10 protein-coding genes are annotated in these 14,046 nt (G+C 64.5%); 1 reads left to right on the forward strand and 9 read right to left on the reverse strand.

All coding sequences use genetic code 11. From position 1 onward, the window contains the following. Positions 1-81 precede the first annotated feature (81 nt). Positions 82-3,507 carry an acyl-[ACP]--phospholipid O-acyltransferase gene (locus AC1DXU_RS27055; RefSeq protein WP_477373923.1) on the forward strand — a complete coding sequence of 1,142 codons (3,426 nt, stop codon included), beginning with the start codon at positions 82-84 and terminating at the stop codon, positions 3,505-3,507. 46 nt (positions 3,508-3,553) lie between these two features. Here AC1DXU_RS27055 and AC1DXU_RS27060 read toward each other — a convergent pair whose 3' ends face one another. The 9 genes from AC1DXU_RS27060 to AC1DXU_RS27100 form a co-directional block, all read right to left on the reverse strand. Then, complete coding sequence (locus tag AC1DXU_RS27060) at positions 3,554-4,765, reverse strand: hypothetical protein (RefSeq protein ID WP_477373925.1); 1,212 nt, start codon at positions 4,763-4,765, stop codon at positions 3,554-3,556. A gap of 52 nt (positions 4,766-4,817) precedes the next feature. Continuing rightward, positions 4,818-5,768 (reverse strand): GNAT family protein, encoded by a 951-nt coding sequence (locus tag AC1DXU_RS27065; RefSeq protein ID WP_477373927.1) that lies wholly within the window; start codon positions 5,766-5,768, stop codon positions 4,818-4,820. A gap of 102 nt (positions 5,769-5,870) precedes the next feature. Further along, complete coding sequence (locus AC1DXU_RS27070) at positions 5,871-7,679, reverse strand: ABC transporter ATP-binding protein (protein ID WP_477373929.1); 1,809 nt, start codon at positions 7,677-7,679, stop codon at positions 5,871-5,873. Further along, positions 7,676-8,620: an acetamidase/formamidase family protein gene (locus AC1DXU_RS27075; RefSeq protein ID WP_477373931.1), complete on the reverse strand. Its 945-nt coding sequence runs from the start codon at positions 8,618-8,620 to the stop codon at positions 7,676-7,678. Before AC1DXU_RS27075 ends, AC1DXU_RS27070 begins: the two co-directional genes overlap by 4 nt. Beyond that, positions 8,610-10,205, reverse strand: coding sequence for an ABC transporter substrate-binding protein (locus AC1DXU_RS27080; RefSeq protein ID WP_477374136.1), 1,596 nt, complete (start codon positions 10,203-10,205; stop codon positions 8,610-8,612). Before AC1DXU_RS27080 ends, AC1DXU_RS27075 begins: the two co-directional genes overlap by 11 nt. Positions 10,206-10,303: 98 nt before the next feature. Continuing rightward, a complete protein-coding gene (locus AC1DXU_RS27085) occupies positions 10,304-11,224 on the reverse strand; it encodes an ABC transporter permease (protein WP_477373933.1) in 921 nt (306 codons plus the stop codon). Continuing rightward, a complete protein-coding gene (locus AC1DXU_RS27090; protein WP_477374138.1) occupies positions 11,221-12,087 on the reverse strand; it encodes an ABC transporter permease in 867 nt (288 codons plus the stop codon). The genes AC1DXU_RS27085 and AC1DXU_RS27090 overlap by 4 nt, the downstream gene beginning before the upstream one ends. Before the next feature lie 19 nt (positions 12,088-12,106). Next, a complete protein-coding gene (locus tag AC1DXU_RS27095) occupies positions 12,107-12,709 on the reverse strand; it encodes an ANTAR domain-containing response regulator (RefSeq protein WP_477373935.1) in 603 nt (200 codons plus the stop codon). Beyond that, on the reverse strand, positions 12,706-13,803 hold the full coding sequence (locus AC1DXU_RS27100) for a transporter substrate-binding protein (RefSeq protein WP_477373937.1): 1,098 nt from the start codon (positions 13,801-13,803) through the stop codon (positions 12,706-12,708). The genes AC1DXU_RS27095 and AC1DXU_RS27100 overlap by 4 nt, the downstream gene beginning before the upstream one ends. Positions 13,804-14,046: the final 243 nt, after the last annotated feature.

The raw sequence follows: 14,046 nt of genomic DNA on the forward strand, positions 1-14,046 counted from the left end.
TAGAACAAGACCCAAACCACGCAAGACCGCTGATCGATCCCCAAGGGATTGCACCGGTCTTGCCCAATGGAAGTCGCCGCTATGGAAATCGCCCCGATCAATCGTCCGACAGCGCATCTGATGACATCTAGGCGCTTTGCGCCGCTCTTCTGGACGCAGTTCCTGTCCGCCTTCAACGACAATTTCCTCAAGAACACGCTGGTGTTCCTAATTCTGTTCACGCTGGCGGCGGACAAGGCGGCGTCCCTGGTCACCCTGGCGGGCGCCGTCTTCATGGCCCCCTTCCTGCTTCTGTCGGCGCTTGGCGGCGAGATCGCCGACCGCTTCGACAAGGCCCTCATCGCCAAGCGTCTGAAATTCGCCGAGATCGCCGCGGCGGGAGTCTCCGTCGCTGGCATCGCGCTGTCGTCGATCCCGGTGCTGATGGTGGCGCTGCTGATGTTCGGCATCATCTCGGCGCTGTTCGGGCCGATCAAATACGGCATCCTGCCCGATCACCTCGAGCGCAAGGAACTGCCCAAGGCCAACGCCTGGATCGAGTCCGCCACCTTTGCCGCCATCCTCGGCGGCACCATTGCCGGCGGCGTCGTTTCCGCCGATGGCATCGGCGTCACGGTGTTCGGGCCGATCATGATGGCGCTCGCCGTCGGCTGCTGGCTCGTCAGCCGCTACATTCCGTCCACCGGTTCGGCAGCACCCGACCTCGTCATCGACAAGAACATCTTCCGCTCGACCTGGCGTCAGGTCTCGGAATTGCGCACCGACACGCGGATCTGGCGCGCCGGCCTGATGACCTCGTGGTTCTGGCTGATCGGCGCCATCGTGCTGTCGATCCTGCCGACGATGATCAAGGATTCGCTCGGCGGCAATGAAATGGCCGTCACCGTCTATCTCGCCGTGTTCGCCGTCTCGATCGCCATCGGCTCGGCCATCGCCGCCTGGATGTCGCAGGGCCGCATCGTGCTGTTGCCGGCACCGGTCGGCACGGCGCTGCTGGCTCTGTTCGGCCTGCACCTTGCCTGGACGATCTGGAGCATGCCGCCTTCACCAAGCGTCGAAACCCTTGGCGCATTCTTCGCCGGCCCGAACACGATCCGCGTCGCGATCGACCTTGCCGGCATGGCCATCGCTAGCGCCTTCCTCGTGGTGCCGACCTTCGCCGCAGTACAAGCCTGGTCGCCTGAAGCCCGCCGCGCCCGCGTCGTTGCTGCCGTCAGCATCGTCAATGCCGGCTTCATGACGGTCGGCGGCATTGTTGTCGCCGTGATCCAGACGAAGGTCTCCACCGGCGGCATCTTGTTCGGCCTCGCCGCGGCCAACGCGATTGCCGCCTGGCTGATGCTGAAATTCCTGCCGACCAACGCCTTCCGCGATTTCGTCTCCATCCTGTTCCGCGCTTTCCTGCGCCTCGAAGTCGAGGGCATGGAGAACCTCAAGGCGGCAGGCAAGGCGCCGATCCTGGCGCTCAACCATGTCAGCTTCCTCGACGGTCCGCTCGCTTTGACGCTGACCGACGAGGAGCCGGTCTTCGCCATCGACTACACCATCGCCCAGGCCTGGTGGATGAAGCCGTTCATGAAGCTCGCCCGTGCTCTGCCGCTCAACCCGGCCAAGCCGATGTCGACCCGCACGCTGATCAAGATCGTGCAGGGCGGCGACCCGCTGGTTATCTTCCCGGAGGGACGCATCACCGTTACCGGCGGCCTGATGAAGGTCTATGACGGCGCCGCCATGGTCGCCGACAAGACCGGCTCGATGGTCGTGCCGGTGCGCATCGACGGGCTGGAGAAGAGCTATTTTTCGCGGCTGTCGGCGCAGCATGTGCGCCACCGCCTGTTCCCGAAGGTCAAGGTGACCATTCTGGAACCGGTCAAGCTCGAGGTTGCGCCGGAGTTGAAGGGCCGCAAGCGCCGCGCCGCCGCGGGCTCCGCCCTCTACCAGGTCATGTCGGATCTCGTCTTCCGCACCCAGGACATCGACAAAACCGTGCTGGAAAAGATCATCCAGACCGCGAACGAGCGTGGCATGAGAGAGCTCGCCGTCGAGGATCCGGTCACCGGTTCGCTCAGCTACGGCAAGCTTTTGACCGCTGCCGCCGTGCTCGGCGAGAAGTTCCAGAACATCTATGCCGACCAGCAGACGCTCGGCATCATGCTGCCCAACGCCAATGGCTCCTGCGCGACGCTGCTCGGCGTCATGTCTTCCGGCAAGGTTCCGGCGATGATCAACTTCACCGCCGGCGCCGCCAACATCCTCTCCGCCTGCAGGGCCGCCGAGGTGAAGACCGTGCTCACCTCCCGCGCGTTTGTCGAACAGGCAAAGCTCGGCGCCGTGGTCGAGGAAATGGGCCGCTCGGTGGACATCGTCTGGCTCGACGATTTGCGCAAGACCATCAGCCTCAGGGAAAAACTGCTCGGCCTGCTGCGCAAGTCGACGCCGCGCGCCAAGCGCTTGCCCGACGATCCGGCGGTGATCCTGTTCACCTCGGGTTCCGAAGGCACGCCGAAGGGCGTGGTGCTGACCCACCGCAACATCCTGGCCAACGCCGCCCAGGCTGCGTCGCGCATCGACTTCCATTCGGGCGACAAGGTCTTCAACGTGCTGCCGATCTTCCATTCCTTCGGCATGACGGCCGGCACGGTGCTGCCGCTGGTCGCGGGCGTGCCGGTCTATTTCTATCCCTCGCCGCTGCACTACCGCATCGTGCCCGAACTGATCTACGCCTCGAACGCGACCATCATCTTCGGCACCGACACCTTCCTGTCGGGCTATGCGCGCACCGCGCATCCATATGACTTCCGCTCGATACGCTATTGTTTTGCCGGCGCAGAACCGGTCAAGGCCGCGACGCGCATGACCTATATGGAGAAGTTCGGCGTGCGTATCCTCGAGGGCTACGGCGTCACCGAGACCGCGCCGGTGATCTCGATCAACACGCCGATGTACAACCGCTCCGGAACCGTCGGCAAGATCATGCCCGGCATGGAATACCGCCTCGACCCGGTGCCGGGCGTCGACGATGGCGGCCGCCTGTTCGTGCGCGGCCCCAATGTCATGGCCGGCTATCTCCGGGCCGAGAAGCCTGGCGTGATCGAGCTGCTCGAAGACGGCTGGCATGACACCGGCGACGTCGTCACCGTCGACGAAGCCGGCTTCATCACCATTCGCGGCCGCGCCAAACGCTTCGCCAAGATCGGCGGCGAGATGATCTCGCTGGCGGCTGTCGAGGCCCTGGCCGGTGAGTTGTGGAAAGGCTCGCTGTCGGCGGTCGCCAGCGTGCCCGATGCCCGCAAGGGCGAGAAACTGATCCTCATCACCGAAGCCGTCGACGCCACGCGCGCGCAATTCCTGGCCTTCGCCAAGGCCAACGGCGCCATGGACCTGATGGTGCCGGCCGAAGTGCGCGTCGTCGCGAAAGTGCCGGTGCTCGGTTCCGGCAAGCTTGACTTCGCCGGCGTGACCAAGATGGTGCGCGCAGAAGAAGACTTGAAGACCAAGGCAGCCTGATCTCGAAACAACGGACGGGCCGGCGCAAATGCCGGCCCGCCTTTCGTCAAGTCATCGCCTCGCGTTGCGCGATCAGCATGGCCATGCGCTGGACGGCGCGCAGTTCCATTTCCACGCCCGGTGACGACGCCAGCGCCGGCATGTTGAGCGCCACCACGGTCAATGGGTTGAGCGTCGCCACCAGCACATGGGTCGCTTCGTATTTCTCGAACAGCCATGCCAGCTGCTCGCGTATGTCCTGGTCGACAAGCGATTGCGGCTGTACGTCCGCGACCGAGCGTACAGGGGCCTGCTCAAGCGCCCGGGTCAAAACCTTCAGATCGAAATCGCCAAGCTCGGCGGCAGGCAGGATCAAGGCGCCATCGACAAGGCTATGATTTTGCAGGCCGCGCAGAAAGCGTGCCGAATCCGTCAAATCGCCCTCGGCCATGTGCCGCAGCAGCGAGTCGCGGCGCTTTTCGGCGGCCAGGCTGACGCTGTCATTGTAGATGACGGCCAGCAGCGTGGCGGACAGCACGATCACCACGCCCTGAACACTGCCCCGCCAGCCGGTGTGATCGATGCCGCCCAGCGCCAGGCCCGCAAAGACAGAACTCAGCGCGATAACAGTGAAAGCCCCGATCGTGTCGCGATGGCCGAGGCTCGACCGTCCCAAGCCGATCGTCAGCCAGCACAGGAACAGGATGGCGATGCCGCCAAGCCGCACCGGCACCTCGAACAGGCCGGGCCGATAGTCGGTGATCATGAACGGAAGGATCAGCAGCAGCGACAGCGCCATGCGCTCGACCGTGCGGTTTTCGGCAGCCGACAGGCTGTCTCGGTCGCGCAACACCACCAGCCAGCCAATCGCCAAAAAGCCGCCGAACTGGAAAAGCAGAAGGGCCGCCATTCGCCATGGTTCGGCGAAGCGTTCCGGGATCATTGCCAGCAGCAGGAAGGCGGCCGCGCCGCCGGCGGCGAGCAGCTTGAGAAAGAAAGGCGCGTGCCGGCGCAACAGACCCTCAGTCAGCAGCAGGGCTGCCAGTGGCAACAGGCCTGCGGCGACGATGGTGACCAGCCGAAAGACGCCCAAGCCGCTGATCCAGTCGAGGATCCGGCAGGCAAGCAGCACCGCCAGCACCCGCAAGCCGAACAGAAAACGCCGCGACAGCGGATCGCTGGCATCCCGCCCGCCGACGACCGCTATGACGATCACCAGCCCGGCCAGGGCAGCCAGCGAGGTGATGGTGTCGGCGACAAATGTATTGTCAAAAGTCATGCGTCGTTTTCCGTGCGCTTGCGCGTGAGCCGGCGCACCACGGATGAAGCCGTTAGCGTGTCCATGGTCGCAACAAATCCCATTGCCGGCTGCTGTCGGCCCAGTGGACCACGGGCAGGATCAGCCGCTGCAAAGTGGCCGCCGTACCCGCAACTGCCAGGGCTGCAAGCGAGCCACGCGGAACGGCGTCGGCGAGATAAATGCGCGCGGCCTGGAAATTCATCTGCCCGATCTGGAGCACATCGTCGCCGCGCCCGTAGTCGAGCTCGTTCCGGCAGAAGTCGTTATAGGTTTCGACCCGATGCTTGGCCGCGTCGTCGAACGACTTTTTCAGCTCGTCCGATCCGCCGGTGTAGGCATTGGTGATGACAAAACGTTCCTCGTCGAAACCGGCATCCGCGCCGACACCGAAGACATGGCGATGGCGCGCCATGATCTGCCGCGCCAGCAGGACATGGGTCAGCGACCGCCGCGCGCCGGAATGGGGATCGGGAAACACGTTGGCAAAGGCCTCCGCCACCATGCCGACGACAGCCGGGACCTGCGTGACATTGGAGATCCAGACCGGCCTGAGCTGATTGCGCAGGAACATCAGGAAGCAGGTCAATCCGTAGAGGATCCAGATCAGGCCGCGGCTGCGCTCCTCCGGATCGACCATGACCAATCCCAGATGCAAGACCTCATAGGGCTTGCCGGCCAGCAAAATCTCCATCGGCGCCAGGGCATTGAAGGCGATGGGCCGTCCATCGCTGCGCCTGTAGACGATGGTGATGATGGCGTGCTCTAGCCGGCTGCGGTCGCCGGAAAACACGCCGTAGGTCAGGCTGCCATCCCCCAGGGTTTTCGACGCGACCAGCCGCAAATCCTGCGTCAGCTGCTCCAGCTCGGCCGGCTGCATCCAGCGTCCGGGCCGCTCGACGACACGCGTGTCGTAGTCGTCGGATGCGCGCATGCGCACATCCATGAACCGACCCGGCAGCATCTGCAGAACCGCACCCAGCAAGATTGATCATCCCCTTGCACCGAACGCGCATGATGACGGCATCCGCCTAAGGCGCGGTAAACCCCTGGAATGGCAAGAGTTGGTCGGTCTCGTCTCCTGGGCTCAGACACCCGCCACGAGATGCCCGCCGCCGACATCGCTCAGGACCAGCCGCAGCGGGTTCTCCCCGATCTTCCGGGTCGAACTGGCAATCTCCTGATCGAGGCGGGCAAAGCGGCTCCTGCGCTGAGCGGGATCGGGCACCGGCGCGGCTTCGATCAGCCGCCTGGTGTAGGGGTGGCGCGGGTTGGAAAACACCTGGTCGCGCGTGCCCATCTCAACGATCTGGCCGAGATACATGACGGCGACGCGGTCGGAAATGTTCTCGACCACCGCCATGTCATGCGAGATGAACAGATAGGCGACGCCGAATTCGCGCTGCAATTCCTTCAACAAATCCAGCACGCGCGCCTGCACCGACACGTCGAGCGCCGAGACGCTTTCGTCGGCGACGATCAGCTTTGGCCGCAGTGCGAGTGCCCGCGCGATGCAGACGCGCTGGCGCTGCCCGCCGGAGAATTCATGCGGATAAAGCTCCATCTGGTCGGCCGACAGGCCGACACGCCCAAACAGCGCCGCCACACGATCTCTGCGCTCTTCCCGTGAGCCGATGCCATGGATCAGCAGCGGTTCGGCGACGAGATCGCCGACGCGCATGCGCGGATCGAGCGAGGCGTAAGGGTCCTGAAAAATCATCTGCACGTCGCGCCGCACCGCCTTGCGCTCGTTACGGCCAAGTCCAGACAGATTGCGCCCGCCAATGGCGATATCGCCCTGATAGGGCACCAGCCCGGCCAGCGCCTTGGCGGTGGTCGACTTGCCGCAACCGGACTCGCCGACCAGCGCCAGCGTCTCGTTGGGCGCGATGGAGAAGCTGACACCTTCGACGGCGTGCACACGGCGGGTGACCTGACCGAAGAAACCGCCGCGCAGGTCGAAGCGGACATGCAGATCGTTGACCACGGCGACGTTAGCCGGCGTTGCCACCTCGACATCCCTGGATGCCTGCCGGCCGATGCCGGTGCCGATGCGCGGCACCGCGGCCAGCAATTCGCGCGTGTAGTCGGCCTGTGGCCGGGCGAAGATGTCAGCAGCCATGCCTTCCTCGACCATGCGGCCATGCCGCATGATGATGACGCGATCGGCCATTTCGGCGACGACGCCCATATCGTGGGTGATCAGGATGACGCTGGTGCCATGCTCGCGCTGCAAATCGCGCAGCAGCTCCAACACCTCGCCTTGCACGGTGACGTCGAGCGCCGTGGTCGGCTCGTCGGCGATCAGCACGTCGGGCTTCAGCGCCAGCGCCATGGCGATCATCACCCGCTGGCGCATGCCCCCGGACAGCTCATGTGGGAACTGCTTTAGCCGGCTTGCGGCCTCGGAGATGCGGACCGCCTTCAACGCCTCAATGGCGCGCCAGCGCGCCTCGGCGCGGGACAGGCCGGTATGCGCCTCGATCGATTCGGTCAGTTGCCGGCCGATCGAAAGCACCGGGTTGAGCGAGGTCATCGGCTCCTGGAAAATCATCGCGATGCGGTCGCCACGAATGCGTTGCATCTGGCGTTCGCTGAGTGTCGCCAGATCGGTGTCGCCAAGCCGGATGGCGCCCGACGAGATCCGGCCGGCCGGCTGCGGCAGCAATTGCATGATCGCCAGCGCCGTCATCGATTTGCCGGAGCCGGATTCGCCGGCAATGCAAAGCGTCTCGCCGCGCTTGAGCTTCAGAGAGAGGTTGGAGACAACTTCCCGCTCGCCGTCCTCACCGCGCACGCTGACGCACAGGCCGGCTATGTCCAGCACCGGCTGGGTGGCGGTCGAGACGACCGGGGCGACAGCCCCGGCCGGTTTTTTGGCAGTACCTGCGCTCATTCGAAGACGCAGCGCGGGAAGTAGAACGACACCACCCAGTTCGGCATGTCGACGATTTCCGATATGCGGAGATCGCCACACACCGAGGCCAGCATATAGGCCTCGACCGGGTCGATCTTGTAGCGGCCGGCGAGCAAATCGACCATTTGCGCCACCGCTTCCTTGGCGCCGGCCATCAGGTCCGGGCCGATGCCTGTCGTCACCTCATAACCCTTGGCGTCGAGATGCCGCGTCACCGGGCCGGACGTGGTGAAGCGCGGCGTCTTCAGCCTGGCATCCTTGACCAGGTCGAGCTTGAGCACGACATCCATCGGACTCTCGATCGCCGTGCCGCAGACCTCGCCATCGCCTTGTGCAGCATGCGTGTCGCCGACCGAAAACAGCGCGCCCGCCACTTCCACCGGCAGATAGAGCGTCGTGCCGGCGGCGAGATCGCGGATGTCGAGATTGCCGCCGACGCGCCGTGGCGGCACCACCGAATGGAGACCGTTTTCGGCCAGTGCGTTGCCGATGGTGCCGGCAAACGGCTTTAGCGGCACCCGCGCGTTCTTCCCGAACAATGCCGGCTCGAGCGAGGCGGCGTCATACTTCCAGATGTTCAACGCCGGCTCCTTGAAGTCGTCGGCAAGCAGCCCAAAACCTGGAATGTTCGCCGTCCAGCCGAAGCCGGACGGTTTGAACATCTCGATCGTTACCTTCAGCGCGTCACCCGGCTCGGCGCCGTCGACGAAGATCGGCCCGGTCACCGGGTTGACCCTGCCGAAGTCGAGCGTGGCGACGTCGGCGACCGTGCTGTCGGCGTTCAGCTGGCCGCCGGCGGCATCGAGGCATTGAAACTCGATGGTCGAGCCGGGCGCCACCCGCTCGGCCGGGACAAAGGAATTGTCCCAGCCGAAATGATGATGGCGCCCATGGATGGTGTAGTCGCAGTTATTGCACATCTTTTACATACACATTGTCGTAGTTGATGAAGACGTGGACCGGGTCGACATAGAGGTTGTCGGCGCCGCCCATGCGCGCGGATCTAATCGTAAAGCGCTGTTCGTTGAAGACCGGCGCCCAGGGCGCATCCGCCATGATCTTGTCGTAGATATCGCTCCACATCTTGTTGCGCTCTGCAGACTTCGCCGGATCGGTCATGGAGTCGGCCTCGGCTGCCTTGGCGTCGAGATCCTTGTTGCAATACCACGACCAGTTCCAGCCGCCCGGCACAGCACCGGCACAGCCGAGGATCGGGCCATAGAAGTTGGACGGGTCCGGGAAGTCGGCGATCCAGCCCATGCCGCCCGACCAGATCATCGGCGCGCCGGCCTTGTCGCCGCCGGCGGCAATCACATTGGCTTGGGCCAGCGCCTGGATACTGGCCTTGATACCGATCGCCGCCAGGTCCTGCTGGATAGCCTGCGCGATGCGCGGGTTGGGGTCCGTGTTCATGGCAAACAATTGCGTGTCGAAACCATCGGGATGGCCGGCCTCGGCCAGCAGCGCCTTGGCTTTGGCGACGTCATAGGCATAGCCCTTGTATTCCTTGTCGTAGCCCGGCATCGACGGCGGCAGCGGCTGGTTGGCCGGCACCGCGCGGTTGTTGATGATCTGGACGATGCGTGCCTTGTTGATCGCCATGTTGACGGCCTGCCGCACCTTCACATTGTCGAAGGGCGCCATCGTTGTGTTCATGGTGATGTAGCCGGTGTGCAACTGGCCGCCCTCGACGACGTGCGACTTTTGCTCTGGATCGGACATCACCTCCTGGAACTTGGCCGGCGGAATGCCGTCGAGAGCCAGGTCGATCTCGCCCTTCTGCAGGCGAAGCAGCGCCACGATCGGCTCCTGGCCAACCTCGAAGGTGATCTTGTCGAGATGCGGCAGGCCCTTGTGCCAGTAATCCGGGTTGCGCTCGAAGACGATGCGCTGGCCAAGTGTCCACTCGGCGAGCTTGAAGGCACCGGTGCCCACCGGATGCTTGCCGAAATCGGCGCCATATTTCTCGACCTCCTCCTTCGGCACGACATGGGCGAAGTTGATGGCCATGACATGCAGGAAGGTGGCGTCGGGCCGGCTCAGCTCGAACTTGACCGTGTAGGGGTCGACGACAGTAACGCCGGAGAGGCCTTCCGCCTTGCCAGCGGCGACATCGTCATAGCCCTTGATCGAGCCGAAGAAGCCGGCGCCGGGGCTCTGGGTCTTCGGATTGGTGACGCGGTCGAGCGAGTATTTCACGTCGTCGGCGGTCATCTCGCGGCCATTGTGAAACTTCACCCCGTGGCGCAGCTTGAAGGTGAAGGTCTTGCCGTCCGGCGAAATCTCGTAGCTTTCTGCAAGGTCGGGCTTGAGGTTGGTGGTGCCCGGCTCGTAGTCCATCAGCCCGTCGAACAGGCTCTTGATCATCGACCAGTTCTGCCAGTCATAGCCGATCGCCGGGTCGAGCGTCGTGACGTCGTCCTTGTAGGTGGCGACAATCTCGCCACCCTGCTTGGCGTTCGGGTCGACAGCGTCTTCGGCGCGGGCGCTGGCCAAGCCGAGCATCAGCGCAAGCGCCGATACCGCAACGGTGGATGCCAAAAATCGTTTCCCAAAAAGTCGGTTCATTGACGGTTCCCTTTCTCTGGTTGTTTTTTCATTCTTCATCTGAGCTTGATGCGCGGGTCGATGAACGGGGCGACGATGTCGGCCAAGAGATTGCCGAGCACGATGGCGAAGGCTGACACCAGGGTGACGCCCATGATGATCGGGATGTCGACGCGCTGGATGGCTTGCCAGGCGAGTTGGCCGATGCCCGGCCAGCCGAACACGCTTTCGACCACCACGATGCCGCCCATGAAGATACCGATGTCGATGCCGATCATGGCGATGACCGGCAGGATGGCGTTGGGTAGTGCGTGGCGAAAGAGGATGGCGCCCCGCGCCAGGCCCTTGGCGCGCGCGGTGCGCACATAATCCTGGCGCAGCACGTCGATCATCGACGAGCGCATCATGCGGGCGTACCAGCCGGCGCCGAGAATGCCCATGGTCAGCGACGGCAGCACCAGATGGCGCCATGTGCCGTAGCCGCCGATCGGAAACCAGCTGAGCCTCACGGCAAAGACATAGAGCAGCAAAAGACCGACGACGAATTGCGGCGCCGAGACGCCGACGAAGGAGGCCAGCATCAGCGTCTGGTCGGTGGCGGTGCCGCGCTTGACGGCGGCAATCAGGCCCATGGTCAGGCCGATCAGCAGTTCGCACAGGATGGCGCCGACCATCAAGAGCAGCGTCGCCGGCAGCCGCGAGACGATCAGTTCGGTGACCTCGGAACGCTGGATGTAGGAGCGGCCGAGATCGCCGCTGAGCAGGCTGACCAGATAGCGCCAGTACTGAATGACGAAGGGCTGATCGAGGCCAAGCTGGCGGCGGATGTTTTCCACCGTCTCGGGCGTCGCGCTGCGGCCGGCGATCTGCCGCACCGGATCGGCCGGCAACAGATAGAGCAGCGCAAAGGTGATCAGCGACACGCCGAGCAGGATGAGCGCCGACTGGATGACGCGGCGGCCGAGATAGGCGATCATGCCCGGCCTCTTTGCGTCGGATCGAGAATGTCGCGCAGCGCATCGCCGATCAGGTTGAAGGCCAGCGCCAGCGCCAGGATCGCGGCGCCAGGGAAGAACACCAGCCAGGGCGCTGCCTGGAAGTAGGTCTGGTTCTCGAAGATGATGTTGCCCCAGGACGCTGTCGGCGGCTGCACGCCGATGCCGAGGAAAGAGAGCGTCGCTTCGAGAAGCACCGTGGTCGAGATGCCGAGCGTGCCCCAGACGATGATGGTCGGCAAAAGATGTGGCAGGATGTGGCGAAACAGGATGCGCGGCGCGCTGGCGCCAATGGTGCGTTCGGCGTCGATGAACTCACGCTCGGCCAGCGAACTGGTCTCGGTGTAGATGACGCGGGCGGTCTGCACCCAGTTGACCAGGGCGATGACCATGGCGACGATCCACAGGCTGGGTTCGAACACCGCCGCCAGACAGATGGCGAGCAGCAGCGCCGGAAACGCCATCATCAGATCGGTAAAGCGCATCAGCGCGCTGCCGATCCAGCCGCGGAAATAGCCAGCGGTGACGCCGACCAGCGTGCCGATGACAAGCGCCACGCCATTGGCGACGATGCCGATGATCAGCGAGGTGCGGGCGCCAAACAGGATGCGGGTGAGCAGGTCGCGGCCGAGCAAATCGGTGCCCAGCCAGAATTTCGCGTCCGGCCGCAGCGGCGCGCCTTCCAGCGTCAGCCCGTCGAACATCTGCTCGTTCGGGTCATAGCCGGTCAGCCATGGCGCCAGCACGGCGCCGGCGACGACAATGGCGACGATGATCAAGCCAAGCACCGCCAGGCGGCGTTTCAGCAGCTGGCGCCAGACACCGGCGCGCGGCTTGGCCGGCATCCGCCCGACTGCCGGCAGATCAGGCGCGATGGGACTGGTCATCGCCACCATCTTCTTCCGTCATCGCCACGATCCGCCGCGCCGCTTCCTCGACGCTGATCTGCCAGCTCATCGCCAGCGAGCGCAGTTGCGCATAGGCGCGGCCGTCTTCGGCGCCTTTCGACAAGGCTTCCACCGCGCGCACGATGGTCTGGCGTTCCGCCACGCGCAGCCGAAGCGACGATATCTCGCTGGCCAGATGCTTGCGCGCCTCAAAACTCTGCCGCGCGATCAGCAGCGCGCTGTAGACACCGGCATTGCCGACCGGCTTCAACAGCTGGGCATCGGCCTTGTGCGACAGCGCCCATTCGATCCGGCCTGGCGCCTCCGAGCCGATCAGCGCCACCAGCGGCATCGGCGCTTCGCCCGGCTTCCACGGAAACTGCTCGTCGAAACCGAGATCGGCATCGAAGAAGACGAAGTCGGCCGCCAGGGCTTCGGGCGGCAGTTCCGGCCAGCAGTCCAGCGTGATCAGGCCGATGGCCGACAATTGCCGCGTGATGGCCTGCACAGTCGGGTGCGGGCGGTGCAGGACAAAGGCCCTGGCGCCGCCGAGGTTGGGGATGCGCGGGGGTCTGGTCACGACGACACCACCCTCAGGCGCGGGCGACCGAATGTCCTGGTCGGGTCGTAGCGCGACAGATACGGATCCGGCGCGACCTCGTCCTCGCGGCTGACGACCTCGAAGAAGCCGTCCGCGATCCGCCCGATGATCACCGGCAGCGTCGCGTGCTGGGAGTGGGCGTCGATGGCGATCGGCCCGAGCCGGGTGGCGAAGCGCCGTTCGGCGAAAGCCCTGGAGAATTCCGCCGGACCGGCATCGGCATCTTGCGACAGCACGTCGGCCATCACTTGCACCGAGGCATAGGCGGAGGCCTCGAGGGACGAGACGAAGGCAGCCGGCCGCGGCGCAAAATACGGCCCAACCGACAAATGCCCCTTGCCCGTTTCGCCGATCGCCGGCAGCTCGCCCTCGGTGAGATTGCAGGAGATGACGGGGCAGTTTTCCGGGCTGAAGGCGGGATCCTCGTCGCCAAGGTCGCGATAGGCGGCGAGGAAAGCATAGGACGAGGTGCCGATCAGATTGTTGAGGATGAAGCTCGGCCGCGTCGCCCGGATCTCGGCGATCAGGCGCGACACGTCGGTCTCGCCGATGCGCAGATAGCGCTCGCCCAGCACCTTGCCGCCGGCATCCGCGATCAGGTCGCGCGCCACGCGGTTCATCTCCCAGCCCCAGATGTAGTTCGATCCGAGCAGGAAGCCGTTGGCGCCGAAGCGCGGCACGACATGCGCCATCAGCGGCACCAGATGCTGGTTGGGGCAGGCGTGCATGTAGACGACATGCTCGTTGGCCTCGAAGCCCTCATAGGGGCAGGCGTACCAGAGCATGCCGCCGGCCTTCTCCAGCACCGGGATCGTCTCCTTGCGGCTCCAGGAGGTGACGCAGCCGACGACATGGCGGGCGCTGCTGGTCTTGAAAATGTCTTCGCACAGCGTCGCGTAGCGATCCGCATTGCTTTGCGGATCGCGCTCGACCGGCACCAGCTCGATGCCTGAGCCGCGGTCGGCATTGATGTCGGCAATGGCGCGCATGGCGCCCATCCGGCACGCATCGGACACGAGCTGATAGCTGCCCGAGCGCGAGTAAAGGATGCCGATCTCGATACGCCGTTTCAAACTTGAACCCCATAAATGACAATGCCCCGCAGCCAGCGCCGGAGGGCGAGGCATACGAGGCATATTTGCCGCCCGGCGATCAGAGCCGGTATTTTCAGCTAGCGTATTCGGTACGGCGGGTCAGTCAAGCGGGAAAGTGATCGTTGGCGCCTGGTGACACCCGGCACCTAGCGTCTTCGCATTGATGCAACTGCCAGGGATGGACGGCAGCGCCATCCACAGCCACGATGACACCTCAAAGAT

Source organism: Mesorhizobium sp. P3_A10 (genome assembly GCF_056403175.1).

What these genes read in the sequence shown, in the direction of transcription:
- AC1DXU_RS27085 (WP_477373933.1), bottom strand. Translation starts at nt 11,224, where the DNA reads ATGATCGCCTATCTCGGCCGCCGCGTCATCCAGTCGGCGCTCATCCTG.
- AC1DXU_RS27080 (WP_477374136.1), bottom strand. Translation starts at nt 10,205, where the DNA reads ATGCTCGGCTTGGCCAGCGCCCGCGCCGAAGACGCTGTCGACCCGAAC.
- AC1DXU_RS27060 (WP_477373925.1), bottom strand. Translation starts at nt 4,765, where the DNA reads ATGACTTTTGACAATACATTTGTCGCCGACACCATCACCTCGCTGGCT.
- AC1DXU_RS27070 (WP_477373929.1), bottom strand. Translation starts at nt 7,679, where the DNA reads ATGAGCGCAGGTACTGCCAAAAAACCGGCCGGGGCTGTCGCCCCGGTC.
- AC1DXU_RS27055 (WP_477373923.1), top strand. Translation starts at nt 82, where the DNA reads ATGGAAATCGCCCCGATCAATCGTCCGACAGCGCATCTGATGACATCT.
- AC1DXU_RS27075 (WP_477373931.1), bottom strand. Translation starts at nt 8,620, where the DNA reads ATGTGCAATAACTGCGACTACACCATCCATGGGCGCCATCATCATTTC.
- AC1DXU_RS27090 (WP_477374138.1), bottom strand. Translation starts at nt 12,087, where the DNA reads ATGCCGGCCAAGCCGCGCGCCGGTGTCTGGCGCCAGCTGCTGAAACGC.